General features: G+C 64.2%; 23 protein-coding genes. 14 read left to right on the plus strand and 9 right to left on the minus strand.

Going from position 1 to position 25,639, the window contains the following annotated elements:
• The first annotated feature begins 189 nt into the window (after positions 1-189).
• From wecB to BG83_RS0115900, 4 genes are read left to right on the plus strand one after another with little or no spacing between them, the layout of a single operon-like run.
• Positions 190-1,449 (plus strand): non-hydrolyzing UDP-N-acetylglucosamine 2-epimerase, encoded by a 1,260-nt coding sequence (wecB, locus tag BG83_RS0115885; RefSeq protein WP_024977675.1) that lies wholly within the window; start codon positions 190-192, stop codon positions 1,447-1,449.
• Positions 1,450-1,458: 9 nt separating this feature from the next.
• Positions 1,459-1,911, plus strand: a complete 453-nt coding sequence (locus BG83_RS0115890) for a hypothetical protein (protein WP_024977676.1) — start codon at positions 1,459-1,461, stop codon at positions 1,909-1,911.
• A gap of 23 nt (positions 1,912-1,934) precedes the next feature.
• Positions 1,935-3,647 carry a DUF2334 domain-containing protein gene (locus BG83_RS0115895; protein WP_024977677.1) on the plus strand — a complete coding sequence of 571 codons (1,713 nt, stop codon included), beginning with the start codon at positions 1,935-1,937 and terminating at the stop codon, positions 3,645-3,647.
• 2 nt (positions 3,648-3,649) lie between these two features.
• Positions 3,650-4,537: a hypothetical protein gene (locus BG83_RS0115900; RefSeq protein WP_024977678.1), complete on the plus strand. Its 888-nt coding sequence runs from the start codon at positions 3,650-3,652 to the stop codon at positions 4,535-4,537.
• Here BG83_RS0115900 and BG83_RS0115905 read toward each other — a convergent pair.
• The 3 genes from BG83_RS0115905 to BG83_RS0115915 all read right to left on the minus strand — a co-directional run bounded on the left by BG83_RS0115905 (position 4,527) and on the right by BG83_RS0115915 (position 8,277).
• Positions 4,527-5,660, minus strand: coding sequence for a mechanosensitive ion channel family protein (locus BG83_RS0115905; RefSeq protein ID WP_024977679.1), 1,134 nt, complete (start codon positions 5,658-5,660; stop codon positions 4,527-4,529). The two genes, BG83_RS0115900 and BG83_RS0115905, sit on opposite strands and share 11 nt — an antisense overlap.
• Before the next feature lie 54 nt (positions 5,661-5,714).
• Complete coding sequence (locus BG83_RS0115910) at positions 5,715-6,815, minus strand: GGDEF domain-containing protein (protein ID WP_024977680.1); 1,101 nt, start codon at positions 6,813-6,815, stop codon at positions 5,715-5,717.
• Positions 6,816-6,957: 142 nt separating this feature from the next.
• A complete protein-coding gene (locus BG83_RS0115915) occupies positions 6,958-8,277 on the minus strand; it encodes an Nramp family divalent metal transporter (RefSeq protein WP_024977681.1) in 1,320 nt (439 codons plus the stop codon).
• A 232-nt stretch (positions 8,278-8,509) separates the two neighbouring features.
• On the opposite strand from BG83_RS0115915, the gene BG83_RS0115920 reads away from it, so the two are divergent.
• Positions 8,510-9,187, plus strand: coding sequence for a response regulator (locus BG83_RS0115920; RefSeq protein WP_004631528.1), 678 nt, complete (start codon positions 8,510-8,512; stop codon positions 9,185-9,187).
• Positions 9,184-10,671 (plus strand): ATP-binding protein, encoded by a 1,488-nt coding sequence (locus tag BG83_RS0115925; RefSeq protein WP_024977682.1) that lies wholly within the window; start codon positions 9,184-9,186, stop codon positions 10,669-10,671. The genes BG83_RS0115920 and BG83_RS0115925 overlap by 4 nt, the downstream gene beginning before the upstream one ends.
• Positions 10,672-10,708: 37 nt before the next feature.
• Here the strand turns inward: BG83_RS0115925 and BG83_RS0115930 are convergent, their stop codons facing one another.
• The 4 genes from BG83_RS0115930 to BG83_RS0115945 all read right to left on the minus strand — a co-directional run bounded on the left by BG83_RS0115930 (position 10,709) and on the right by BG83_RS0115945 (position 12,925).
• On the minus strand, positions 10,709-11,320 hold the full coding sequence (locus BG83_RS0115930; protein ID WP_024977683.1) for an NAD(P)-dependent oxidoreductase: 612 nt from the start codon (positions 11,318-11,320) through the stop codon (positions 10,709-10,711).
• 99 nt (positions 11,321-11,419) lie between these two features.
• Positions 11,420-11,857 carry an Rrf2 family transcriptional regulator gene (locus tag BG83_RS0115935; protein WP_024977684.1) on the minus strand — a complete coding sequence of 146 codons (438 nt, stop codon included), beginning with the start codon at positions 11,855-11,857 and terminating at the stop codon, positions 11,420-11,422.
• Positions 11,858-11,930: 73 nt separating this feature from the next.
• Positions 11,931-12,575, minus strand: a complete 645-nt coding sequence (locus BG83_RS0115940; protein WP_024977685.1) for an FMN-dependent NADH-azoreductase — start codon at positions 12,573-12,575, stop codon at positions 11,931-11,933.
• Between the two features lie 20 nt (positions 12,576-12,595).
• Complete coding sequence (locus BG83_RS0115945; RefSeq protein ID WP_024977686.1) at positions 12,596-12,925, minus strand: DMT family transporter; 330 nt, start codon at positions 12,923-12,925, stop codon at positions 12,596-12,598.
• A 240-nt stretch (positions 12,926-13,165) separates the two neighbouring features.
• On the opposite strand from BG83_RS0115945, the gene BG83_RS0115950 reads away from it, so the two are divergent.
• The 6 genes from BG83_RS0115950 to BG83_RS0115975 all read left to right on the plus strand — a co-directional run bounded on the left by BG83_RS0115950 (position 13,166) and on the right by BG83_RS0115975 (position 20,302).
• A complete protein-coding gene (locus tag BG83_RS0115950) occupies positions 13,166-13,567 on the plus strand; it encodes a winged helix-turn-helix transcriptional regulator (protein ID WP_024977687.1) in 402 nt (133 codons plus the stop codon).
• Between the two features lie 64 nt (positions 13,568-13,631).
• The gene (locus BG83_RS0115955) at positions 13,632-14,159 is read left to right on the plus strand and encodes a hypothetical protein (RefSeq protein WP_024977688.1); all 528 of its coding nucleotides are present in this window, start codon (positions 13,632-13,634) and stop codon (positions 14,157-14,159) included.
• Between the two features lie 113 nt (positions 14,160-14,272).
• Positions 14,273-15,619, plus strand: coding sequence for a TolC family protein (locus BG83_RS0115960; protein WP_024977689.1), 1,347 nt, complete (start codon positions 14,273-14,275; stop codon positions 15,617-15,619).
• On the plus strand, positions 15,616-16,836 hold the full coding sequence (locus tag BG83_RS0115965) for an efflux RND transporter periplasmic adaptor subunit (protein ID WP_024977690.1): 1,221 nt from the start codon (positions 15,616-15,618) through the stop codon (positions 16,834-16,836). The genes BG83_RS0115960 and BG83_RS0115965 overlap by 4 nt, the downstream gene beginning before the upstream one ends.
• The gene (locus BG83_RS0115970; protein ID WP_024977691.1) at positions 16,833-19,982 is read left to right on the plus strand and encodes an efflux RND transporter permease subunit; all 3,150 of its coding nucleotides are present in this window, start codon (positions 16,833-16,835) and stop codon (positions 19,980-19,982) included. The genes BG83_RS0115965 and BG83_RS0115970 overlap by 4 nt, the downstream gene beginning before the upstream one ends.
• Positions 19,979-20,302 (plus strand): P-II family nitrogen regulator, encoded by a 324-nt coding sequence (locus BG83_RS0115975; RefSeq protein WP_024977692.1) that lies wholly within the window; start codon positions 19,979-19,981, stop codon positions 20,300-20,302. The genes BG83_RS0115970 and BG83_RS0115975 overlap by 4 nt, the downstream gene beginning before the upstream one ends.
• A 116-nt stretch (positions 20,303-20,418) precedes the next feature.
• On the opposite strand, the gene BG83_RS0115980 is transcribed toward BG83_RS0115975, so the two are convergent.
• Positions 20,419-22,659, minus strand: a complete 2,241-nt coding sequence (locus BG83_RS0115980; protein WP_024977693.1) for a M1 family metallopeptidase — start codon at positions 22,657-22,659, stop codon at positions 20,419-20,421.
• Positions 22,660-22,953: 294 nt separating this feature from the next.
• Between BG83_RS0115980 and BG83_RS29355 the strand changes: the two genes are divergently transcribed.
• Both BG83_RS29355 and BG83_RS0115985 read left to right on the plus strand, forming a co-directional pair.
• Positions 22,954-23,142, plus strand: a complete 189-nt coding sequence (locus BG83_RS29355) for a hypothetical protein (protein WP_152543713.1) — start codon at positions 22,954-22,956, stop codon at positions 23,140-23,142.
• Between the two features lie 83 nt (positions 23,143-23,225).
• Positions 23,226-24,698, plus strand: coding sequence for a sensor domain-containing diguanylate cyclase (locus tag BG83_RS0115985; protein ID WP_024977694.1), 1,473 nt, complete (start codon positions 23,226-23,228; stop codon positions 24,696-24,698).
• Between the two features lie 97 nt (positions 24,699-24,795).
• Here the strand turns inward: BG83_RS0115985 and BG83_RS0115990 are convergent, their stop codons facing one another.
• The gene (locus BG83_RS0115990) at positions 24,796-25,638 is read right to left on the minus strand and encodes a class I SAM-dependent methyltransferase (protein WP_024977695.1); all 843 of its coding nucleotides are present in this window, start codon (positions 25,636-25,638) and stop codon (positions 24,796-24,798) included.
• Position 25,639: the final 1 nt, after the last annotated feature.

Raw genomic sequence — 25,639 nt, forward strand, 5'->3', positions numbered from 1 at the left:
CGCCGAGGGAAACGGGTAACAAAGAGGAGTTGCAGCGGCATCCGAAGGATGGCGTCGCAGCGCCATGGCGAGTCAAAGCGGGACAGTTGGCACGGCCTTCGCTCAATGGCGAAGTCTGCGCCGACGTCAGAAGCGACACGTTCGTCGTCGCGCTTTTGCATGCGCCGATGCAGACGACTGGGGGGAATCATGACAGGGAAAATTTTGACCGTGTTCGGCACGCGCCCGGAGGCCATCAAGATGGCGCCGCTGGTGCAGGCATTGCAGGCCGAGGCAGGCTTTACCTCGGCGGTGTGCGTGAGCGCGCAGCACCGGCAGATGCTGGATCAAGTGCTGGAACTCTTCGGCATCGTGCCGGAGTTTGACCTCAACCTGATGCGGCCTGGGCAGACGTTATCCGACATCACGTCCAACGTGTTGGGCGGCATCGACGGCGTGCTCGATGCCTACAAGCCCGATGCCGTGCTCGTCCACGGCGACACGACGACCACGCTGGCGGCAAGCCTCGCGGCGTTCTACCGACGCATTCCGGTCGGGCATGTGGAAGCAGGCTTGCGTACCGGCAACATCTGGTCGCCATGGCCGGAAGAGCTGAACCGGCGCGTCACCGATTCCGTGACGACCTGGCACTTCGCGCCCACGGCCGAATCGCGCCAGAACCTGCTGGACGAGGGCATCGACCCGGAGCAGGTCACGCTGACCGGCAACACCGTCATCGATGCGCTGCTGGCCGTGAAGCAGCGGCTGGACGACGACGCCACGCTGTCAGCCCAGATGGCGGCGCGCTATCCGTTCCTGGAGGCCGGGCGTCGGATGATCCTGGTGACGGGCCATCGCCGCGAGAACTTCGGCGAGCCGTTCGAGAACTTCTGCGTTGCGCTGCGCCTGCTGGCGGCGCGTCATCCGGATGTGCAGGTTGTGTATCCGGTGCACCTGAACCCGAACGTGCAGCAGCCGGTCAACGCCATCCTTTCCGGCCACGACAACGTTCACCTGATTGCGCCGCAGGACTACCTGCCGTTCGTCTACCTGATGGATCGGGCGTACCTGATCGTTACCGATTCAGGCGGCATTCAGGAAGAGGCGCCCGCGCTGGGCAAACCGGTGCTGGTGACGCGCGACACCACCGAGCGGCCGGAGGCCGTGGCATCGGGCACCGCGCGGCTGGTCGGCACCGATACGCAACGCATCGTCGATGAAGCAGAAACGCTGCTCAACAACGCCGCCGAATACGAGCGCATGGCGCAAGCCCACAACCCTTATGGCGACGGCCAGGCCTGCCGGCGCATTGTCGATGCGCTGAAGAAGGCCTTTGCCACGCAGCCGCAGAAGGTGGCGCGCGGTCCGCAACTCATTCGCAAACCGGCCACCGAGGCCGAAATCATCGATCTGGAAGCGGCGCGTGCCACCGCGCAAGGGTCGTCAACGCAGCACCGCCTGAACGGTTAGGAGGCTTTGATGAAAGCGAAGCAAATCGGGGGCGGCGTGTTGGTTGCCTCCGCACTTGTTGCCGGGTGGCTGATCGTGACGCCGCCGTGGGCTGGTGATGGCGGCGTACCCGCCATCGTGACCGGCGCGACGGGCCAGGGCAGCCCCAGTATCGACACAGACAAGAAAGCCCCAGCGCCCGCGTCGTCCAGGGCGACCGCCACGGCTGCGCCACCCATGCAGCCCACCGTTGTGGCAGCAGTCACACCCAGGCCCGTGACTGGAGGCGCGCGCGCCTACGGCTACGGCGTCATGGATGAGAACGGACAGGTCATTCCACCGCCACGCACGGCAGTGATGACCGAAGTCCGCCCCGGCACGCCGGAAAACGAGACGGCAGGTACAGACCGTGGCCACGATCGTGGCCCCAACTTCAACCTCGGGCTCTACCGCCAAGCGGACGGCTCGTTCTATCGCCCATGATTGTCATGAGTCGGAGAGTCATCATGAAGACATTGCTACGTAAGTTCCTGTGCGCGCTCGTCTTTGCGGGCGGCCTGCTCGGCATCTCGCTGACAGCGCCAGCGCAGGCTGCCACCTGCACGATCGGGCTCGGGTCCATCTGCGTGACGGTGGCGGGAACGACAACCAGTACGCCAGCCCCGATGCTGGTGCTGTACGACGCCCCGCCAAACGACCAGTACACCAACCTGGGCAAGGCGTACGCGATCATGCTGTACAACCTGCTCGCGCACTTCAACACCACCATCACGATGCTGCCCGTGCAGAACTACACGGCTGGCATGACCGAGCAGTACACCGCCATCTTCTACATGGGGAGTTACTACAACAACCCCATACCGGCGGCGTTCCTGTCGGATGTGACCACCACGCAGAAGACCGTGGTCTGGTTCAAGTACAACCTGTGGGAACTTGCCTGGAACGCGGCGTATCCGTTCACCTCGCGTTACGGCATCAATTTTGTCGGTCTGCGCGGCATGAACTCGGCACCGTCGGCCACTACACCAAATCCGGGGTTCTTCGATACGGTGTCGTACAAGAGCCAGACCATGACCAAGTACTACGCCTTCAATGCCACGACCGGCGCCATCAGCGCTGATCCGGACATTGGCGTGACCTCGGTGGCTGATCCCACCAAGGCGAGCAGTGTGGTGACGATCACCAATTCCGTTACGCAGGAGACCGCCCCGTACATCATGCACTCGGGCAACTTCTGGTACGTGGCCGACATGCCGTTCTCGTATATCGGCCCACGCGACCGCTACCTGGCGATGTGCGACATGCTGCATGACATCCTGGGTACCAATGCGCCCACCCTGCACCGCGCGCTGGTGCGCCTGGAAGATGTCAACGCCACCAACACCGTGAAGTCCATCAACACGCTGACGGACTATCTGTACAGCTTGAAGATTCCGTTCTCGATCGCCACCATCCCGCTGTACACGGACCCGAACGGCGTCTACAACGGCGGCGTGTCGCAGACGATCCACCTGGTCAACGCGACGGGGCTCAAATCAGCGCTCAACCATGCGTTGCCACGTGGGGGGAAGATCCTGATGCACGGCTACACGCACCAGTACAGCAACATCCCGAACCTTATCAACGCGGTCAGCGCGAACGACTTCGAGTTCTGGCTCGCTACGCAGAACCGGCCTGTGAACGAAGATTCAACGCAATGGGCAGCAGGGCGATTGTCTTCCGGGCTGCTGGAGTTCCAGCTCAATGGCTACGCGCCGTTCGCCTGGGAGGCGCCGCACTATCAATCGTCTCCGCTGTCGATCAAGGCCGTGCCGCAGTACTTCAAGAACACCTACCAGCGCGTGGTGTATTACACATCGGATAACCCGCAGACCTTGAACTCGACCACCGCAGGACATGATTTTTCGGTTGGCCAGTTCTTCCCCTACATCATTCAGAAGGACTACTACAACCAGCGCATCATTCCGGAAAACCTGGGCAACGTGGAATACAACATCTGCAATATCGATCCGTCGTCATGCCTGACGTACACCGCACAGGACATCCTGACCAACGCGACGTATGCACAGGTGGTACGCGACGGCTTTGCCTCGTTCTTCTTCCATCCGTTCTGGCTGGAGCCCGATCTTGGCACGCCGGGCTATACCGACTTCCAGACCATCATCACAGGTATCACCAGCATGGGGTACACCTGGGTTGACGCTAGCACGGTGAAGTGACGATGTGCCGGATGCGCTTGTTACTGGCGACTGTCATGCTGGCATTGAGCGCATCCTCTGAGGCCGCAGGGTCGGTGGGCGCCATGCCCGCCGGCCCTGTGCCGTTGTATGGCGTGACGGTTGACGCTGTGGACAACGTGCCTGCCGTGGTGGACGCGCTGTCGCACCTCTCGCGCACGCCCACGGTGCGCGTCGTCTTTGATGAAGGCATGGACGCGCCGCATTACGTTGGGGCGGTGGCGGCCATCCGGGACGTCGCGTATGTGATGGGCGAACTGGTGGATTCCTCCACACTCAAGCAATACACCACACCGCAACTGCGCGAGCGTGCCGCCGCTTACCTGCACACGCTCGGCAGCAATGTCGACGTCTGGGAAATCGGCAACGAGATCAACGGCGAGTGGACCGGCCCCACACGCGACGTGATCGACAAGACCATGGCGGCCTATGAAGTCATCAGAGCCGGCGGCGGCCGCACGGCGCTCACGCTGTACTACAACGAGGGCTGCGCCGAGCAGCCGTCACGCGCGATGTTCGAGTGGGTGCAACGTAATGTGCCGCTGCGCTTGCGCGATGGGCTCGACTACGTCTTCATCAGCTTCTATGAAGACGATTGCAAGATCGCACCGCCCGATTGGAACGCAGTGTTCACCAGGCTAGGCGGACTGTTTCCGCACGCCGCTTTGGGGTTTGGAGAAGTCGGGACGCGGCATGCCGTACGCAAGCCGGCGCTCGTCGCGCACTACTACGGGCTCGCGGTCACGCATCCTCGCTTTGTCGGCGGCTACTTCTGGTGGTACTTCCGGCAAGACATGGTGCCGCGCTCAAGGCCGCTATGGCGCAGCCTCGATGCGGCGTTCCTGAGCATGCCCGTGGCGGTCAGCCGCTAGCTCGCGCGCTGACGCGTTGGGTGTTAGCCGTTGATTTGCGGTCTGCCAGGTCTTCGGGTTCAACCGGCTCGCCGTCACGACGCACCAGCTGGATCGTGCGCGTGGGCAGCGCGAACGAGGTACCGAGATTCTCCAGCCCTTCCAGGATCGTCAGGTTGATGCGCTGCTGGATGTCCATGTACAGGTTGAAGTCCGGATCGGTCACGAAATACACGACCTCGAAGTTCAGAGCGTTCTCGCCAAACTCCTTGAAGTGCGCGCGATCAAACCGCGTGTTGCCGGCGGCTTCCACCGCACGGCGCACGATGTCCGGAATTTTCTGCAGCTGCGCGGCGCGCGCATCGTAGGTCACCCCGAAGGTGAAGACGATGCGTCGTTCCGACATCCGTTTGTAATTGTGAATCGTGCTCTTGAGCAGCGCCGTGTTGGAAGCGATGATCTCTTCGCCCGACAGGCTGCGGATGCGTGTGGTCTTGAGGCCCACGTGCTGCACCGTGCCGGCAATCGATTCGAAGACGATGAAGTCTCCGATCTCGAACGGCTTATCCAGCCCGATGGCGAGCGAGGCAAACAGGTCACTCAGGATGCTTTGCACTGCCAGCGCCACCGCCACGCCGCCCACACCCAGGCTGGCAACGAAGGCCGTGATGTTGACGCCCACGTTGGCCAGAATGGCCAGCAGCAGCATTGACCACAGCGCAAACCGCAGCACCCACGCGGTCATTGATGTGATCACGGGGTTGCGCGTGGCGTGGGTCTGCGTCGACAGCCGGTCACGCGCCCATAGCTTCACGCCGCGATTGAGCCACAGGGCAATCTGGAAACCGATGATGACGAACCAGATGTGGTCGAGCTTGTTGGCAATGCGCGTTGGCAGATCGATGAAGTACGAACCAGCGAGCAATGCGGCCAGCGCAATGAACACCGGATGCGTATCGCGTAGCACCGCCGTGACGAGAATGTCGAAGCGGTAGCCCGTCCGGCGGGCACGCGCGTCAAACCGGTTGCAGATCAGGTGCAAGACGCTGGACAGCAACACATATGCAGCGATTACTGTCAATGCGGCGGCGGCCCAATCGCGGGCCGGCACGCGCAGGAAGGTGTGGGCGTTGAGCCACTCCATGGACATCTCCGTGCAGATAACACGGATGCTGCGCCGCACATAGCGTGCCTGCCCTTACTGCCGCAGCGTTGCCTTCGGCTCGGCGTCGGTCGGCACGCACACGCGGTTGCGGCCCTGTCGCTTGGCTTCCATCAGGCCGAGATCGGCATCGGCCAAAAGGCGTGCCAGGTCTTGCCCGGGGCGCAGCGGTGCGGCGCCCACGCTCACTGTCAGCGGCCCCACGGGCGTTTGCGTGCCGGCCACCGCCGTCTTGAGCCTGTCCACCACGGCAAGCGCGCCGGTCAGGCCGCAGCCCGGCAGCAGCACAGCAAACTCGTCACCGCCCAGACGGCCGAACAGGTCAGCCGGGCGCAGCACGCCGGCCAGCGCATCGGACAGCGCGACGAGTGCCTCGTCGCCGGCGGCATGTCCCCACGTATCGTTGATGGATTTGAAGTGATCGACGTCGAGGTAGAGCGCGCACAGCGGCTCGGCATGATGCTGCGCACGTTCGACCGCAAAGGTGCCCAGTTCGAAGAAGCGTTGCCGCGCGAGCATACCGGTCAGGTGGTCGGTGTTGGCGCGATCGGCCAGGCTGCGTTCGGCCGCAAAGTGCCGCGCCATGGCGCGCAGCAGGTAGTGGTGAATGACGGCGGCCGCAGCAATGCAGATTGGCAGATAGAGCACCAGCCCCAGCCAGCCGTGGTGGATTGCTGTGGCGGGTTCTGGCGCGATCAGCAGGGCAACGATAGGCCCGGCCGTGCACAGCGCCATGGCGATGCAGAAATCGCGCCGGTTGAGCCACGCGGGGCTGGTGGCAAGCGGCATCAGATAGAACGCCGGCAGGACCCATTGGAGCCCTGCCTGATGGCCGAACGCGATGATGGCCACTTCCTCTGCCAGCAGGTGCGTGAGCGCCAGCAGCCCCCACATGCCGGTGTGCCGATACCGCTGTGCGACCACCACGATCGCCATCAGCAGCAGGAGCAGCGCGAGCAGCGGCCCCGGCCGATGCAGCAGCCCGACTGACCAGCCCAGCACGATTGCGAAGGCGTAACCGAGCACGCCGCATTTGCTCAGCGCGATGATCATCGGCACAAAATGGCGCGCCTGATAGTCACGCGAGGGTGTGCGTGCGTCGGGCAGGTCGGAGGCGGTAGGCAGGTTCGCGCTCAAGGCAGGGCAAGAGAGACCCTCTGGCGCGACGGGATGATGCGGGCGCGGGCGGGGCCGAATTGCGCAACAAAGCGCGCATTCTAATGGCGGCAGGCAACCCCGTGCGCGGATTTTTAGTGGGGGGAATCCCGCAATGTGTGTCTCAGCCTGCCAGCACTTGCCACACCAGCCACACATTGGCGACGCTGATGACGATGAATAGCCCCCACGCCAGCCAAGACGTTAACCGACTGTTAACAAATACCCCCATCAGCGTGCGATCGCCCGTCATGCGGATCAGCGGAAGCATCGCAAACGGCAGTTGCAGGCCGAGCACCACCTGGCTGATGACAAGCAGTTTGCCGATGGCGTGGTCGCCCAGCATCGCCACGCCGATGAACGCGGGGATCAGCGCCAGTGCCCGCGTGATCAACCGCCGCTGCCAGCAGGGGATGCGCAAGTCGAGGAACCCCTCCATCAGGACCTGCCCCGCGATGGTGCCGGTAAAGGTCGAGCTTTGCCCCGCCGCCAGCAACGCGATGCCAAACAGCAGCCCGGCCAGCGCCGTTCCGACGATGGGCTCCAGCAGGTGGTAGGCGTCTTCGATGTCGGCCACGTTCTGATGGCCGTGCGCGTTGAATGCCGCTGCCGCCAGGATCAGGATCGCGCCGTTCACGAGCAGCGCGAGGCTCAGCGACGCGATGGTGTCCAGCCGCGACAGGCCGATTGCCTCGCGCTTGGCATCCTCGGTGTTCGCCGTCATGCGCGTCTGCACGATGGACGAGTGCAGGTACAGGTTGTGCGGCATCACCGTGGCGCCGAGGATGCCGATGGCCAGATACAGCGGCTCGCGCTGGCTCACGGCCTGCCACGAGGGCATCAACCCGGCCGCTACCGAAGGCCAGTGCGGCTTGATGAGCACGAGTTCAACGAAGTAGCACAGCCCAATCGTGAGAATGAGCCCCAGCACGATGGCTTCCAGTTGGCGGAAGTTTTTGCCCTTCAGGCCCAGCACGATCAGCGTGTCCAGCGCGGTGAGCGCCACGCCCCAAAGGATCGGCACGCCCAGCAGCAGGTGGAAGGCCAGCGCGCAGCCCAGTACCTCAGCCAGGTCGCACGCAATGATGGACAGCTCTGCCAGCAGCCATTGCACGCGCAATGCGCCAGGCTGATAGCGGTTGCGAGAGGCGCGCGCCAGGTCCATGCCGGTGACGATGCCCAGTCGTGCCGACAGGCACTGCAGCACCATGGCCGCCAGGCTGGAGAGCACGACCACGAACAGCAACGCATAGCCGTAACGTGAACCGGCTTCAATGTCGGTCGCCCAGTTGCCCGGGTCCATATAGCCGACCGACACCAGCAGCCCCGGCCCCGCAAAGCGCAGCAGCTTCTTCCACAGCGGCAGGCCGGGCGGCACGGCGACGGTGCCGCGCACCTCGGATGGACAGAACGGCGCGGTGGCGGTCGTGGGCAGGCGGAACATGCGCGTGTGACTAAGGAAAACGCAATCGGAATTCCGGAATGATAGCTAAACGCCACGCTGCACGCCTGGAACCGCGCCCGATATGTGTTGGTGGGGCGACTTTCTCGTCACGTGTCTCCACACATTTAAGGCAAAGCTCAGTCCGTTGCGGTAGATTTCGAGCTTCGCCGGCGCCTGTTTCCACGCGCCGGTTGTCCGTTTACCGTCATTACCGCCGCCGAGACTCCCGCGCATGAACGCCATCCTCCTTATCGAAGACGATTTGCCGTTGGGCACGGCGCTGGCCCGCGCGCTGCGTCAGGCCGGCTACAACGCGACCTGGGTGCGCCGCCTGGTCGACGCGCAGAAATGGATCACCACCAACACCTTCGAAGCCATCGTGCTCGATCTCGGGTTGCCCGATGGTGAGGGCCATACCTTCCTGGAAGAACTGCGGGCCGCGCACAGCGACGTGCCTGTCATCATTGCCAGCGCGCGCGATGCGCTGTCGGAACGTCTCAAGGGGCTGGATTCCGGCGCGGATGACTTTCTCGTCAAGCCGTTCCCCGTGGATGAGCTCATCGCCCGCCTGCGCGCCGTGCTGCGTCGGCATGCGGGGCAGAGCACCAACCAGTGGAACGTCGGCAACCTGGTGGTGGAGCCCTCGCAGAAGCGCGTGACGCAAGAGGGCCAGGTCATCGAACTCACGCCGCGCGAATACCAACTGCTGCTTGAACTTGTGCGCCGCGCGCACCGCTGGGTGCCGCGCGAAACGCTCATGGACGCGCTCTACCGTGAGGGCGACAGCGTGAGCGCCAACGCGCTGGAAGTCGTCATCCACCACCTGCGCCGCAAGCTCGGCAACGAAACCATCCAGACCATTCGCGGTGTCGGCTACATGATCGGCGGCAACCGCGGGGCCGCCCAATGAAGCTGGCGGTTCCAGCCATCCTGCGGGTTCGCTCACTGTCGTTCCGCCTGTATGTGCTGATCCTGCTCGCGCTGGTGTTGATGCTGCTGGTGCAGCTCGTCATCGCGCATCTGGAAATCTCGCGCACCAACAGCCGCCAGGTGGTGAGCGACCTGCGCATGTCGGCGCAGGCCTATGCGGACCTCACCACGCTCAACATGGACGACGTGCCGCGCCGCGAAGAATTCCTGCGCCGGCTCACCGACATCAAGCTGGGCCTGTCGCTGCCCAACATCCTGCCGGGCGAATTCCGCTACGTGCTGTGCGATCGTGCCGGCCACGTCATCACCGCCTTCCCCGGTGCCCCCACCATGCCGTGCGGCAAGGCGCACGACACCGTCGTCGAGATCATGCTGGAGGGCAAGCCGTGGCGCAGCTATACGGTCGACAGCGTCGACGGCAAGATCTCGGCCACCGTGGCGCAGCCCCTGACCGCGTACGAGCGCGCCATTCGCGACCTGTTCGAGGAGGTGGCGGTGGCGCTGGCCATTCTGGCGAGCGCGTTGATGGTGATGGTTGGTTGGGCAGCGCACCAGGGTCTCAAGCCGCTGCGCACGCTCACGCGCCAGGTTGAGGCGCGTGACTCTGCCGACCTCGACCCCGTGCAGAGCGTCGAGCACGCCGAGCTGAAACCGCTGGTCGATGCCTTGAACGGGCTGTTCGCGCGTGTGCGTCGCGGCATCGAGGCGGACCGCCGTTTCTTTGCCGATGCCGCGCACGAACTGCGCACGCCGCTAGCCGCCATTCAGGCGCAGGCGTATGTCGTGTCGCATTCCGATAGCGAAGACGATCGTTCTACCGCGCTGCGTGAGTTCGACCGCGGCATTTCACGCGCAACGCAGTCACTCGCCAAGCTGCTTGCCATTGCGCGGCTGGATGCGCGCCGCGTGGAGGCGCAGCTTGCCCAGGGCGCGTTGTCGGACCTGGCGGGCTGTGCACGCAGCGGCGTGATCCAGCAGGCCTCGCGCGCAGAGCGTCGCAACATCACGCTGTCGTACGACGGCGCCAACCAGGCGTGGGTGTCGGTTTCGCATGAAGACGCTGCGACGCTGGTGGAAAACGTACTCGACAACGCCGTGCGCGAAACGCCCAACGGCGGCGAGGTGCGCTTGGCCGTCAAGCGCATCGAGCAGGCGGGCGTGCCGATGGTCGAGCTGCGCATTGAAGACTCCGGCCCCGGTATCCCGCCCGACGAGCGCGATCGCGTATTCGAGCGCTTCTACCGTCCGCGCACCAGCCAGTCGCAGGGCAGCGGCCTGGGCTTGGCGATCGTGCGCCGTATCGTGGAATTGGGGAATGGCTCGGTGGCCATCGAAGACGGCCTCGCCCATGCGGACGGCAGAGGCTGCGCGATCGTGATCCGCCTGCCGGCGCTGGATTCCGCGCCCGAGCCGATCGAGCCCGACGATGCGCCTCCCGGCATGGCCGACACGCCCAGCCACTGATTGGCGCGCGCTGGCCGTGCCGTCCACCGGCCGCTGATCAGTAACCGACCGTGAAGCGCTGGCGCGGGTGCGCCGGCTTTTCGGTTTCGTCGAGGAAGGCGATGGCGTAATCCTCCATCGAAATCCACGGCTTGCCATTGGCATCCACCAGCAGCGAATCCTTGCCGACGCGGAAGTGGCCCGTGCGCTCGCCCGGCTCGAAGATGGCCGACGGCGACACGAACGTCCAGTTCAGCTCGGTTTCTTTGCGCAGCGCGTTTAGGAAATCACGCCCGGCCGACGCCTCGTCAAAGTACTCCTTGGGGAACTGCGGCGTGTCGATCAGTGCCACGCCCGGGGCCACTTCCAGGCTGCCGGCGCCACCCACCACCAGCAGGCGAGGCACGGCCGCCTTCTTCACCGCACCGACGATCTGGTCGGCGCTAGCCTGCAGAAAGCGCACCGTGCTGTAGGCCACATCGTTGCCAGCGAGTGCGGCCACGAGGCCAGCCTGGTCGGCCACATCCACATCTTTGGCGGTCAACCCCGCACGTGCAGGCAGCTTGGACGCCGTGCGCGCAATGGCTGTCACCTGGTGGCCGCGGCGCAGTGCTTCGTCGATCAGGCGGGTGCCCACGCGCCCCGTGGCGCCGATGATTGCGATCTTCATAGTCAACTCCTTATGGAATGGTTTGAGCGGTTAAAACGTTATATGTAATTAATGCAGTTACATATAGGGGTAAAAAAATAGGCCGACGTAGTGGCCTGGCTAGGCTCGACGGCGGCGGCGTTGTGCGTGTCCCACCTCGTTGAGGATGCTGGCGATGGTTTGCGCGGCAAGCTCGGCTTCCAACGCGGCTTGCGCGCGCTCCGTCACGCGCTCCAGTACGCCGGTGATCTCGCGGCCGACCTCGCACGCCGGGTTGGGTGCATTGGGCGGCAGCGCAATCAGCACCGGAGATTCCACCACACGAAAGACGTCCAGCAGCGTGATGCGGTCTGCCGGTCGTGCCAGCGTGGCGCCGCCCGTCGCGCCCATCTGCGAGGTCACGAAACCGGCTTCAGCCAGCTGCGCCACCAGACGCCGGATGAGCGCGGGGTTGGTTCCCACGCTGCCCGCGATCAGCGACGACGGCACCGGCCCCTCCGCGCTGGCAAGCAGGGTGAGGATATGCACGGCGACGGCGAAGCGGCTGCTGGTGGACATGGTGGTGAATGCAAAAGTGTAACCATGGTAGATACACTTTGACGCGCGGTCAACCCCGTGGCACGCGTGCGCTTCAGAAGGCGGAGGCCAGTGCGGTGGCCCGTGCTTTGGCATCTGCTTTGGCGGCCGCCAGCACATCGGGCGTGGTGAGCGTGGGCGCTGCACTGATCTCGGCCACGTCTTCAATGCCCAGGAAGCGCAGCCAGCGGCGCAGATAAGGTTTCTGGAAATCGTCCGGCGATTCGCTCGCGCCTTCGGTGTGCGCGGCGTAAGCACCGGCGCTGGCGTAGATGAGGGCCGCCTTCTTGCCCGAGAGCAGCGCCTGATAGCCCGTGGCCGGCGACCAACTCCAGTTCTGCCCCGGCAGCGTCACCACATCAATGAAGTGCTTGAGCCGATAGGGCACTCCAAAATTCCACATCGGTACAGAGAATAGATAGTGGTCTGCCGCGTTGAAACGCTGCGACAGCGCCACCGCGCGCTGCCATTGCGCCTGCTGTTCCGCCGTGGCGTTCTGGGTGCGCAGGACTGCAAACTTGGCGCCGATCATGTCGGCGTCGAATTCGGGCAGGTCGATGCCCTTGCTCCACAAGTCGATCGTGTCGATCTCGTGGCCTGGGTGCGCGGTGCGGTAGGCGTCGAGAAACTGCTTTGCCACGTCGATGGAATGGGACAGCGCTTTCATGGGCGAGGCTTCGATATAGAGCAGGCGGGTCATGATGGGCTCCAGGTGCGGTCTTACGCCGCGTTGAAGAAATTGAGGCCGACGGTGCCTGCAATCACCAGCCCGATGCAGGCCAGGCGCGCGGGCTGCATGCTCTCGCCAAACAGCACGATGCCGAGCACGGTCACCCCCACCGAGCCGATGCCCGTCCAGACCGCATAGGCGGTGCCGGCGGGCAGGCCGCGCATGGCATGCGTAAGCAGGAAGACGCTGGCAAGCGCCGTCACGATGCCGAGCACGCTGGGGATGGGGCGCGTCCACCCCTGCGCGAACTTGAGCGAGATCGCCATGGCGATCTCCACTGCGCCGGCTGCCAGCAGCCAAAGCCAAGCGGTTTGAAGCATGGAGCCTCCCAGGGGAATGTCCGCTGCCCGGGCGGCAAGCGGATGCGTTGCGATGCACCCAGAGTAAGGATGGGGCGACGCGGCAACAAGTACGCACCTCGAGGTAACCACTAGGAACGGTGCGGGTATGGCGCGTGGGCCATCGTTCCTCGTTGCGCATGTGCTTCACCCCGGCCGCGTTGCGGGGCGGCACGATTGGCGGTACGGTCACGCGTATCCCAATCGTGTTCCGGAGGCCCCATGGCGGACAACATGGCCCCGTCCTCATCTCCATCGCCGGAAGGCCGCCCTGAAGGCACCACTGGCGCTTGCCCTTCCACGCGCGCGCTGGAACTGGTGGCCGGCAAATGGGCGCTGCGCATCTTCCCGGCACTGGAAAACGGCCCCGTGCGCAACAACGAAGTCCTGCGCCGCGTGGGCGACGGCATCTCGCAGAAAATGCTCACGCAAACACTGCGCGAGCTGGAAGCCAACGGCCTCATCCTGCGCACCATCTACGACAGCGTTCCGCCGCACGTCGAATACCGGCTCAGCCCGCTGGGCGAATCCCTCAACCGCACGCTCGTCGGCTTGGACGACTGGGTGCGCGCGCATTGGCCCGAAATGGAACGGATTCGAAAAAGCCAGGTCGATTCCGATTGACATCTGCGCGATCTGCCGGACGTTGTGTGCAGATGCAGCATTTTTCCGATAGTATTCGGGGCCCATGTTTGTGACGACTCTCTTCTCTGCCTTGCCGACGTTGTCTCGCGCCACTGCGCGGGGCGTGCTGTCGCGCGTGCGCGGCGTACGTTGGATCGTCACGATCTGGTGCCTGTTGTTTACGGTCTCGGTGTTCTCGGCCACGCATTTCCCTGATGGCCAGGCTGCGGACGACGCGCTGGAAGCCATCGAAGCCGTGGTCGACGATATCCCGGGCGATGCACTGCCGGCAGCCAAATCCAACAAGGGTTTCGAGCGCGCCATCAAGGTCGCACTCGGCAAGGCGGTCAAGCAGCCTGGCCAGTGCTTCAGCGTTGAACATTGGGTTGCGCATGCATCCGATGCGCCGGACATGCCCACGAGCAGCGCCGCCGCCCCTGATCACCCCAGCGATGCGCCGGAACTCTGGCTGCCGCCGCCGCCCATGGCGTTGATGCCCGGCTTGCGTGTCGCGCGCGTCCGCGTCTCTCTTCCCCCGTTCCAGGCTGGCCCCACGCCGGCCCCCATGCTGCGTCCGCCCGCACGCGCCTGATCTCCGGCATTCGCCGGAAACCATCCCTTTGAGTTGCTAGTGCTGCGCCAACTGGTCTGTTGACCGGCTGGACGTTCGCGCTTGCCTGTTCTTCTTTTTCAGGATGATTTCGGATGTTGTCCAATCAGGATGCGGCCACCCCGCGCCCCGCAGCGGGTGCGCGCGCGTCGCGACGTGCTGTTCTTTCCGCTGTGCTGGCTGCAATTGCCGTCCACGCCAACGCCGCGCCCCCGGCACCTTCGCCACGTGGTGCCCAGACCGGCACCGCACGGGCTGACGAGGCGCTCCCGCAGCCGCGCTACACCTTGCCGCAGTTGCTGGAGCTGGCCCGCGCCAACCACCCGGCGCTCGCCGCTTCGCAGGCCCAGGTGCAGGCTGCGCAGGCGGGCATCGCCACTGCGCGCGCTTGGCCCAACCCCGAGGTGGAAGCCATGGCCGGCCGCCAGCGTGCCCGCGTGCCGGGTGCGGCGGAAGGCCGCACGAATAGCGTGTCGATCACGCAAAAGCTCGATTTGCCGTGGCAGCGCGCCGCTCGCAAGCAAGCCGCCGATGCTGCGTACGAAGCGTCGCAGGCGACCGCCCGATCCCAGGCGCGCGATGTGGAAGCCGATCTCAAGCTGCGTTTCTACGACGTGGTGCGCCGCGAGGCCGAACAACGCAATGCGCGCGAAGACGTGACGCTGGTCGAGCAGATTCGCCGTGGCGTGGCTGTGCGAGTGGAAACCGGCGAAGCCCCGCGCTATGAACTCATCCGTGGCGACGCAGAGCTGCTCAACGCGCAGCGCAACGAACAGGCCGCCGCACTGCGTGTGCAACAGGCGCTTGCAGAACTGCGCCGCGCCGTGGGTGCCGATCTGCCGTTGACGTTCGATGTCGATGCCGGAGCGGAGACGCCCTCTGTGGCGCATCTGCCGCCGCTGGCCGATCTGGTCAGTACGGTTCTCGCCACGCATCCGGAGTTGGAAGCCGACCGCGCCGCCGTGCGCGAGGCCGAGGCCCGCCTGGCGCACGAGCGCAGCCAGCGTTGGCCGTCGCTTGCGCTGCGCGGGTCGGTCGATCGTCAGCCCGACCTGCAGGACAGCCGCGTGGGCCTGGTGATGTCGATTCCGCTCTTCGACCGACGTGAAGGCCCGGTGGGCGAAGCCGTGGCCGCCCGTGAACGTGCTCGCGCCATGTTGCGCGACCGCGAGTTGCGTGTGCGCCAGGCGGTGGAATCCGCCTATCGCCAATACGAGATTGCGGAGTCGCAAGTCAGCGCGCTCGAATCCGGCGTCATCAAGCAGGCTGAATCGGCGCTGCGCGTGGCCGAAGCCGCATACCGCCACGGCGAGCGCGGGATTCTCGACTACCTCGACGCCCAGCGCGTTTTCCGCCAGGCGCGTAACGACCTGATTGCCGCACGCGCCGACCTGCGCACCGCCGCCGTCGAACTCGACCGCCTGCGCCCGGAGGCCCAATGACACGCCCGATCTGCCGCGTTGCCTCTCGAACTTACGAATCCAGCCTCACCATGAACGCACCTTCTTCCTTCTCTTCTTCGATCCGGCTGGCCGGCGTTGCCCTGGCGGCGATGCTGTTGCTGGGCGCCTGCGGCAAAGACGCCGGCAACGATCCCAAGGCCGCGCAACAGGCCACCGACCCGAATCTCGTGGTTGCGCAACCCACGCTGGTGCAGCGCCTGAAGGTGGTGCCGGTCGGCAAGCAGCCGATTGCGGAACGCCTGCGGGTGCCGGGGCAGATCGCATTTGACGAACAACGCGTTGCCCGCATCGGTGCCACCGTCACGGGCCGCGTGACGGAGCTGGTTGCCACGCCGGGCCAAAGCGTCAAGGCGGGCGACATCCTGGCGCAATTGCACAGCACGGAGCTCGGTGCCGCGCAGCTCGCCTATCAGAAGGCCGCTGCGCAGCGCGACTTGCAGGCGCGTGCGTTGGAACGCGCCAAGCTGCTGCTGGCCGCCGACGTGATCGGCTCGGCTGAGCTGCAGAAGCGCCAGAGCGAACTGGCGATGGCCGATGCCGAAGTGCGCGCAGCCGTCGACCAATTGCGCGTGATGGGTGTGTCGCCTGGGACGCTGGCGAAAATGCGAACGGGCGGCATGTCGTCCATCTCGCCCGTGGTGGCCAGCATCAGCGGCACGGTGGTGGAGCGCAAGGTGACGCGCGGCCAGGTGGTGCAGCCGGCCGATGAGCTGTTCACCGTGGCCGATCTGTCGCGCGTGTGGGTGGTGGGCGAAGTGCCTGAGAACGCTGCCGCTGGCGTGCGCGCGGGCCAGGCCGTGGAGATCGACACCGGTGCGGGCGAGCGCATTGTCGGCAAGCTGATCTGGGTGTCGGACATTGTTGACCCGCAAACGCGTACCGTCACGGTGCGCACTGAAGTCGACAACGCGGAGCGTGCGCTCAAGCCGTCGATGTTGGCCACGCTGATCATTCAGTCGCGCCCGGAAGAACGTGTGGTGGTGCCGACCTCCGCCGTGGTGCGTGAAGACAACCGCGACTACGTGTTCGTGCGCACCAGCGATACGAACTACCAGCTCACGCTGGTCAAGCTGGGCGATGAATCGAACGGCGTGCGCCCGGTCGTCTCCGGCGTGCAAGCCGGCCAGCCCATCGTCGTTGAAGGGGGCTTCCATCTGAACAACGAGCGCAAGCGCGCCGAGATGGAGGGCGCATGATCGACGCATTGATTCGCGGCGCGCTCAAGCAGCGGCTCGTGGTGGCGGTGATCGCTGCCGTGCTGCTGTTCTTCGGGTTTGACGCCGCACGCAAGCTCTCGCTTGACGCGTTTCCGGACGTGACCAACGTGCAGGTGCAGATCGCCACGGAAGCGCCGGGGCGCTCGCCGGAAGAAGTCGAGCGCTTTGTGACCGTGCCGGTGGAGATGGCCATGACCGGCCTGCCGGCGCTCACGGAGATGCGCTCGCTCAACAAGCCGGGCCTGTCGCTCATCACGCTCGTCTTCACCGATGAGACCGACGTGTACTTCGCACGCCAGCTTGTGATGGAGCGATTGATCGAGGTGCAGTCCCGCATGCCCGCAGACGTGACGCCGGTGCTCGGCCCCGTGTCTACGGGCCTGGGCGAGGTGTATCAATACACGCTCGACAAACCGGATGACGGCGACAAGGAGCTCTCGGTCGAGGAACTCACCCAGCGCCGTATCGCGCAGGACTGGGTGGTGCGTCCGCTGCTGCGTTCGATTCCGGGCGTGGCCGAGATCAACTCGCAGGGCGGCTATGAGAAGCAGTATCAGGTGCTCGTCAACCCGGAACGCCTGCGCCACCACAACGTGACGGTCAAGCAGGTGTTCGAGGCGCTGGCCGCCAACAACGCCAACTCCGGCGGTGGCGTGTTGCCGCACTTTGCCGAGCAGTACCTGATCCGCGGCGTGGGCCTGGTGCGTGACACCAACGACATCGGCGCCATCGTGCTCAAGGAGGTCAACGGCACGCCGCTGACGATTCGCGATGTGGCTGAGGTGAAGATTGGCACGGCGGTGCGCGCGGGGGCGGTAGTCAAGAACGGCGTGACGGAATCTGTTGGCGGCGTCGTGATGATGATGCGCGGCGGCAACGCCAAGGAAGTCGTCGCCCGCATCCAGGATCGCGTCAAGGCGATCAACAACGACGGCATGCTGCCAGACGGCCTGAAGATCGTGCCGTACTACGAGCGCTCGGACTTGGTGGATTCGGCATTGCAGACCGTCATCAAGGTGCTGGCCGAGGGCGTGGTGCTGGTGGTGATCGTGCTGCTGCTGTTTCTGGGTGACATCCGTTCGTCGCTTATCGTGGTGGGCACGCTGATCCTCACACCGTTGCTGACGTTCATGGCGATGAACAAGCTCGGCATCTCGGCCAATTTGATGTCACTAGGCGGGTTGGCCATCGCCATCGGCTTGATGGTCGATGGCTCCGTGGTGGTCGTCGAGAACGCCTTTGCGCACCTGGCCAAGCCGCGCGACCCGAACGAGAGCCGCGCGCGCGTCATCCTGCATGCCGTGACGGAAGTGGCGACGCCCGTGATCTTTGGCGTGGGCATCATCATCCTGGTGTTCCTGCCGCTGATGACGCTGGAGGGCATGGAAGGCAAGATGTTTGCGCCGCTGGCCTTCACGATTGCCATTGCGCTGTTCTTCTCGCTGGTGCTGTCGCTGACGCTGACGCCGGTGCTGTCGTCGTATCTGCTCAAGCCCAAAGCGCACAAGCATGTGGAAGGCGAACACAGTGACGACCCACACGCCGAACACGACGCGCATGACACGTGGCTGATTCGCAAGATGAAGAAGCCGTATCTGCGGTTGCTGGAGCTGAGCCTGAACAACGGACGTAAGACCGTCATCGTGGCGGTGGCGGTATTTCTCGCCACCGGCGCACTGATGCCGTTCCTGGGCACGGCGTTCATTCCCGAGATGAGGGAAGGCTCGGTGGTGCCTGGCATCAACCGTGCGCCGAACATCTCGCTGGAAGAGTCGATCCGCATGGAGATGGAAGCCATGCGCCTGGTGATGCAGGTGCCGGGCGTGAAGTCGGCGGTCTCGGGTGTGGGCCGTGGTGAATCGCCGGCAGATCCGCAGGGCCAGAATGAATCGACGCCGATCGTGTCATTGAAACCTCGCGACGAATGGCCCAAGGGCTGGAATCAGGACGACATTGCCGAGGCGATGCGCAAGGCGCTGCAGGTGCTGCCCGGCGTGCAGATCGTCATGGCGCAGCCGATCTCCGACCGCGTGGATGAGATGGTGACCGGTGTGCGTTCGGATGTGGCCATCAAGGTGTTTGGCGACGACCTGAACACGCTGCGCGAAAAGGCCGAGGCGATTGCCAAGGTGGCGCAGGGCATCCAGGGCGCGCAGGACATGCGTGTCGAGCGCATTACCGGCCAGCAGTACCTGCAGATCGCAATCGACCGCCAGGCCATCGCGCGTCACGGCCTGAACGCGGCCGACGTGCACAACGTGATCGAAACCGCCATCGGCGGCAAGGAAGCGACGGAGGTCTTCGAAGGCGAGCGCCGCTTCAGCGCGGTGGTGCGCCTGCCGGAAGCGTATCGCGGCAGCGTGGAGGCCATCCGCAACCTGATCGTGGCCGCACCCAACGGGGCACAAGTGCCGTTGGAAAGCATCGCCCGCATTGATGTGACCGACGGCCCCGCGCAGATCAGCCGCGAACTGGGCAAGCGCCGCGTGGTGGTGGGCGTGAACGTACGTGACCGCGATCTGGGCGGCTTCGTGGCCGAGCTGCAGTCAGCCGTGGCGCAGAAGGTCAAGCTGCCCGAGGGTTACTACCTGGAGTGGGGCGGCCAGTTCCAGAACATGGAACGCGCCATGGGCCACTTGAAGGTGATCGTGCCGATTACGGTGGCCGCCATCTTCTTCCTGCTCTTCCTGCTGTTCAACTCCGTGCGTTACGCCACGCTGATCATCCTGGTGCTGCCGTTCGCTTCGGTGGGCGGGATCATCGGGCTGTTCGTCACGGGTGAATACCTGTCCGTGCCGGCATCGGTCGGCTTCGTGGCGCTATGGGGCATCGCGGTGCTCAACGGCGTGGTGCTGGTCAGCACGATCCGCAGCTTGCGCGAGCAGGGCATGTCGGTGGAGGAATCCGTGCGGCTGGGCTCGCGCATGCGCTTCCGCCCCGTGATGATGACGGCCACGGTGGCCATGCTGGGTTTGATCCCGTTCCTGTTTGCCACGGGGCCGGGCTCGGAAGTGCAACGGCCGCTGGCCATCGTCGTGATCGGCGGTCTGCTGACCTGCACGCTGCTCACGCTGGTGATGCTGCCCACGCTGTACAAAGGGTTTGATGAGGAGTCGAAGGCATGAAGGAAATCCGCATCGTAGTGCGCCCGCAACTACTGGAACGCATGCATGAAGCGCTGCGCAGTTGCCCGGGTTTTCCGGGCATGACGGTGGGTGAGGTGAACGCCTATCCACCAGCGGCTTCCCAGGCCGGCGCGCATTCCATCAAGGAGGACCTGACGGAGTTCGTGCCGCGCGTGCGCATCGAGATCGTTGCGTCGGATGCGCTGGCCAGCGTGCTGTTCGAGAGTGCCGTCAAGGTGCTGGAGCACGGCCAGACCGGCGACAGCGCCATCTGGATGACCGACGTGATGCAGGCCACTTTCCTGCATCGCACTGGTTGAGAATCGTGTAACGCGCGCATGAAAAACGGCGGACCCTGTCCGCCGTAAATCAGGAGCCAACGTTGCAACGGGCTGCTTCCCAACACACACGGGAAGCGGCCCGTTTGCTTTGGCGCTTACCGCTTGATGTCGGTCAGATGCTTCATGAGACCTTCGTAGCGGAACTTGTGGATCGGACGGTCCATCGACTGCATTTCCTGCAACTGCACCGCTTGCGGACGCAGCGATCCGGTCGGCGTCACAGCCTGGGCACGCAGCGTTGCAACAGCCGGCTGCATGTTCTGGATGCCGACGATCTGGTCATACAGCGCCTTGTCGATGATCTGCGCGTTGTACAGCTGCGTCGCATCGCCGGCGATGTTGGTCGTTGTCGCCTTGTTGGTGATGGTGCCGGCCTGCGCCAGCAGCGCGCTCCACAGCGTCGGGCTGTAGTTGGTCACGTAGTAGTCCAGGCCCGTCGGGTTCGCCAGCACGGCCGAGCACGTCGGCAGGGTGACCTGTGCGGTCTGCTGGTCCAGCACCACCGTTTGCGTCTGCGCCAGCCCATCGCCGTAGGCGATCGTGAGCGGGATGTTCCATTGATAGCCGGAATAGACGTTCTTGTTCGGGAACGCCTTCTGCGTGATCGTCAGCACGTTCTGGTTGGTGGCCGGGTTGCACTGCGCGTCGATGCTGACCAGCGGCACGCCGGTCTGGCGCACAAAGCTGTCGCCCACCTTGCCGACGGGCTTGCCGCTGGCGGCTTCCAGCTCCGCCCACAGGCGCGGCGGCGTGCCATTGCCGAACTTGTACTTGTTCAGGTAGCTCTGCAGCCCCTTGCGCATGGCATCCTTGCCGACGTAATTCTCGATCATCTGCAAGACATGGCCGCCCTTGTTGTAGGCAAAGCGGTCGAGGAAGTCCATCGAGCCGGCGTCGCTCAGGTTGTGCTGTACCGGTACGGCGGTCGGCTGCAGGTCCAAGGTGTAGACGCGCTGCTTGACGGCTGCATAGTCGGCCCAGGTGTTGCCCTGGAACTCGGGATGCAGCGCGATCTTGGTGACGTTCTCGAACCAGTTGGCGAAAGATTCGTTCAACCAGATGTCGTCCCACCAGTCCAGCGTGACGAGGTCGCCAAACCATTGGTGCGCCAGTTCATGCGACACCACAACGAACGAGCGCGCCTTGCCCATCGAGTGGACGGTTGTCGGTGCGCCATCGGGCGGCACCAGCACCTGGTCGGCAAACTCGAAGATGGCGCCCCAGTTCTCCATGCCGCCAAAGCCGGCATTCTTGTTGTCGTAGCTGTCGTTGGCGACGATGGTGTCCATCTTGTCGAACGGCAGTGGGATCTGGAAGTAGTTGTAATAGTGGTTCAGCGCTTCCTTCGTGAACTGCATGCCGGCCACCGCCGAGTGTGCCTCGCCAGGCGGCACCCACCAGCGCAGGCGCATGCTGCTGCCATCGAGCGGGTTGGTGAACTGGTCTTCCAGAATGTCGAACTTGCCGCCGCCGAAGAACAGGAGGTAAGCAGGCATCGACGGCGTCTTGGCAAACGACACCTGCTGATAGCCATCCGGTAGTTTGGTCGCGCCGGTCTGCCTGCCGTTGGCCACGGCCTTCCAGTCGCCCGGAATTTCGGCCGTCACCTCGAAGGTGTTGCGGAAGGCCGGCTCATCCCAGCTCGGGAACCACTCGCGCGCGAAGTTCGATTCGCCTTGCGTGACGATGGCGTCAGAGCTCTCGCCCGTTGCGGCCTGCAGGCCCAGCTTGAAGATGCCTTCAGCCTTGGTGAAGTTGATCGTGCCCGTCCATTCCATATGGAGCACGTAGTTGCCGGGCTTGATGTCTCCGGTCGGGTCGCGCAGATCGTAGAAGGCCCCTTGCGATTGCGGAATCGGCACCAGCACGCGCGATGCGCCGTTGCCCGAGGTGGGCGTGAGCGTCAGGCGCGAGGCGTCGAGCTTCAGGTCGCGCACGGCCAGCGTGACGGCGCCGGTCTGCTTGGTGACCTTGATCTCTACGTCGGCGCGGCCCGAGAAGCTGTTCAGGTCTGCGCTGGGGCGGAACCACAGCTTGTAGTTGACGGGCTTGATGTAGTCCGGCAGTTCCACCGGGGGCACCGACGCATCGACTGCCGGCGCCTGCGCATTGGTGTTGCCGGTATTGGTATTGCCCTGCTGCTGCGAGCCGTTTGCGTCCAGCTTGCCGCCGGCCGGGGTAAGCCCGTCATCTCCGCCGCCGCCGCACGCGGCCAGAATCAGCGCGGCCGCAGCCTGAGCCACAAGTGCCAGCTTGAACGAACGACGTGTCCGGGCGCTGTAGGCGCGTCCGGTGCGTGTCGTGGCCGTACGACGGTGGGTTGTCGAATCCCGCATTGCATTTCTCCTGAGGTGGAAACGAATCGGCGGCCCAGGGCTCAAAAGAAAATGGGGGGCAGGCCGCAGAATCGGGACAAGGAATTACCCGCTTCTTGCGCGGTGCAAATCACAGCCCGCGCACGGGATGCACGGATTCTGGAGGAAACGGCCTGCGAATCGAGACGAAGTTTTTTAAATCACGAGCAAGGGAAGACGCCGGAGAATTTGCAATTTTTGGCATGCGCATACGCAAAGCTGCGGCCACTTTCCGGGGTGCTTGGTGACATCTGCAAAGCGCGTTGAAAAAATGAAATGCGTTTCTCGCTTCGTGAAAATATCTTAAAAATTGAAGCGGCTATTTTTACAACGCCAGATAAAGCAAAACTAAATGCGGGGCGGGATTGGAAAATCCCGTCGGGGAACTTTCTCGGTATTCGGCAAGGTATTGCGCTGCAGCAGCTGAGTGACGATCGCCTGCCTGGGGGTAATCCTTCCGGATGAGGCTGGTGCTGTGCGCGGTGTTACACAAAGCCGTTACGCTTGCAAGGTTTGCGAAGTGTTTTCTGTTTTCCGTAGAGCAATTCATGCAATCCGCGTCCGATAGCGTCAGCAGCCCGGCGGCTGTGGGTGTCAACCTGATCGATTTCTTCGATGTCACCCCCACGTCATTGTGGCTGGAGGATTACAGCGACCTGCACCGCCTCTTTGCCCAATGGCGTGCCGCCGGCGTGACCGATCTGCAGCGCTTTCTGGAAGAGGACGCATCACGCGTGGCGGCGTGTTCCGCCTGCATCAAGGTGCTGCGCGTGAACCGGCGCACGTTGTCCATGTACGCCGCGCCGGATGCCGAAACCCTCACCGCGCGCCTGGCCGACGTACTGCGCGACGACATGCTCGAAGCCCACGTGGGCGAACTCGTTCAGCTCTGGTCTGGCGAGCCGTCGTTCGAGAGCCGCAGCGTCAACTACACGCTCGATGGCCGCCGCCTCGATATCCTGCTCAAGGGCGTTGTCCTGCCCGATCACGACCAGCCGTGGGACCGCGTGCTGGTGGCCGTGGACGACATCACCGAACTCGAAGACGCCCGCCGCCGTGCCGCGGCCAGCCAGCTCTATGCGCGCGGCGTGTTCGAGCACGCGCCGGTGTCGCTGTGGGTGGAGAACTTCAGCACCATCAAGATGCTGCTGGACGAAGTGCGCATGCAGGGCATCACCGATTTCCGCACCTTTACCGACGTGCATCCCGAGTTTGTCGAGCGCTGCATGCAGGAGATCCAGGTGCTCGACGTCAACGGCTTCACGCTGGAGATGTTCAAGGCACGCAACCGCAACGACCTGCTTGCCCGTTTGCCGGAAATCTTTCGCGACGACATGCGCTCGCACTTTCGCGAGCAGTTGATCGACCTGTGGGAAGGCAGGCTCTTCCAGCAGCGCGAGGTGGTCAACTATGGGCTCGATGGCAACACGCTGAACATCCACCTGCAGTTCTCTGTCTTCCCCGGGCGCGAGAAGGATTGGGACATGGTGCTGCTGGCGCTGACCGACATCACCGCGCGCAAGAAGGCTGAGTCGTACCTCGAATATCTCGGCAAGCACGACGTGCTGACCAAGCTGAAGAACCGCTCGTTCTACGTAGACGAGATCAACCGGCTGGAGCGCAAGGGCCCGTTTCCGGTCACGGTCATCATGATCGACCTGAACGACTTGAAGCGCGTGAACGACCAGCTCGGCCACGCCGCAGGCGACGCGCTGCTGCGCCGCGCCGGCGAGGTGCTCAGCAAGGCCATCGACAAGCCCGCACACGCCGCGCGCATTGGCGGCGATGAGTTTGCCGTGCTACTGCCCGGCGCCGACGCCCAGGCCGGTGCTGCGCTCGTGGAGAGCCTGCGCAAGCTGGTCGAACTCAACAACCAGTTCTATCCGGGCGCGGTGCTCGGCTTTTCCATGGGCTGCGCCACCTGCCACGAAGGCGGGCGTCTGGAAGAAACGCTGCGCGAAGCCGATGTCGCCATGTACGAAGACAAGCGGATCCAGCACGAAGGCGGACGCCCGGCATAACCGCGGCGCTCTGCGCGCGCTGTGCACCGATCCTGGGGCCCGAACGAGCTGGCCCCGGTGCTGATGCACTGACAGACTGCGCTCACACTGCCTTTCTTCAGAAGTCAGTCGGTGCAAAAAACCGTTCGTGCAGTTCTCCCAGCCCCAGCGTGCTGATCACCTCGTTCAGCCGCTCGGTCGGGCGGCGGCGCGGCAGGTCTTTGTACTGCGCGATGATCAACTCGTTCTTCATCGAGTGTTCCCACCCGACGAGTTCCGTCACGCTGACCTGATAGCCGTGCGCTTCAAGCTGCAGACAGCGCAGCACGTTGGTGACCTGGCTGCCGAATTCGCGCGTGTGCAGCGGGTGGCGCCAGATTTCCGTGAGCGCGTTGCCGAGCGACTTGCCCTTGTTCTTGCGCAGCACGCCGGCCACCTCCGCCTGGCAACACGGCACGAGCACGATGTATTGCGCGTGCTTTTCAAGCGCAAAGCGGATTGCATCGTCCGTGGCGGTATTGCACGCATGCAGTGCGGTCACGATGTCGATGGTGGGCGGCAGCCTGTCAGACGTGATCGATTCCGCCACCGACAGGTTCAGGAACGACATCCCCTTGAAGCCCAGCCGCGCGGCAAGCTCGGTCGACTTGGCGACCAGCTCTTCGCGCGTTTCAATGCCGTAAATGTGCGAGGTGCCATCGCCCGGCTGCTCTTTGCAGAACAGGTCGTACAGGATGAAGCCGAGGTAAGACTTGCCCGCGCCGTGGTCGACCAGCGTGACGTGCCCCTTGGCTTGCTGCACGTCGGCCATCAGCGGCTCGATGAACTGGAACAGGTGATAGACCTGCTTGAGCTTGCGGCGGCTGTCCTGGTTCATCTTGCCGTCGCGCGTCAGGATGTGCAGTTCCTTGAGCAGCTCGATCGACTGGTTGGGGCGGATTTCGTGGGTCTTGTTGGACATC

It is taken from the genome of Ralstonia pickettii (assembly GCF_000607165.1).
Taxonomy (GTDB): Bacteria; Pseudomonadota; Gammaproteobacteria; order Burkholderiales; family Burkholderiaceae; genus Ralstonia; species Ralstonia holmesii.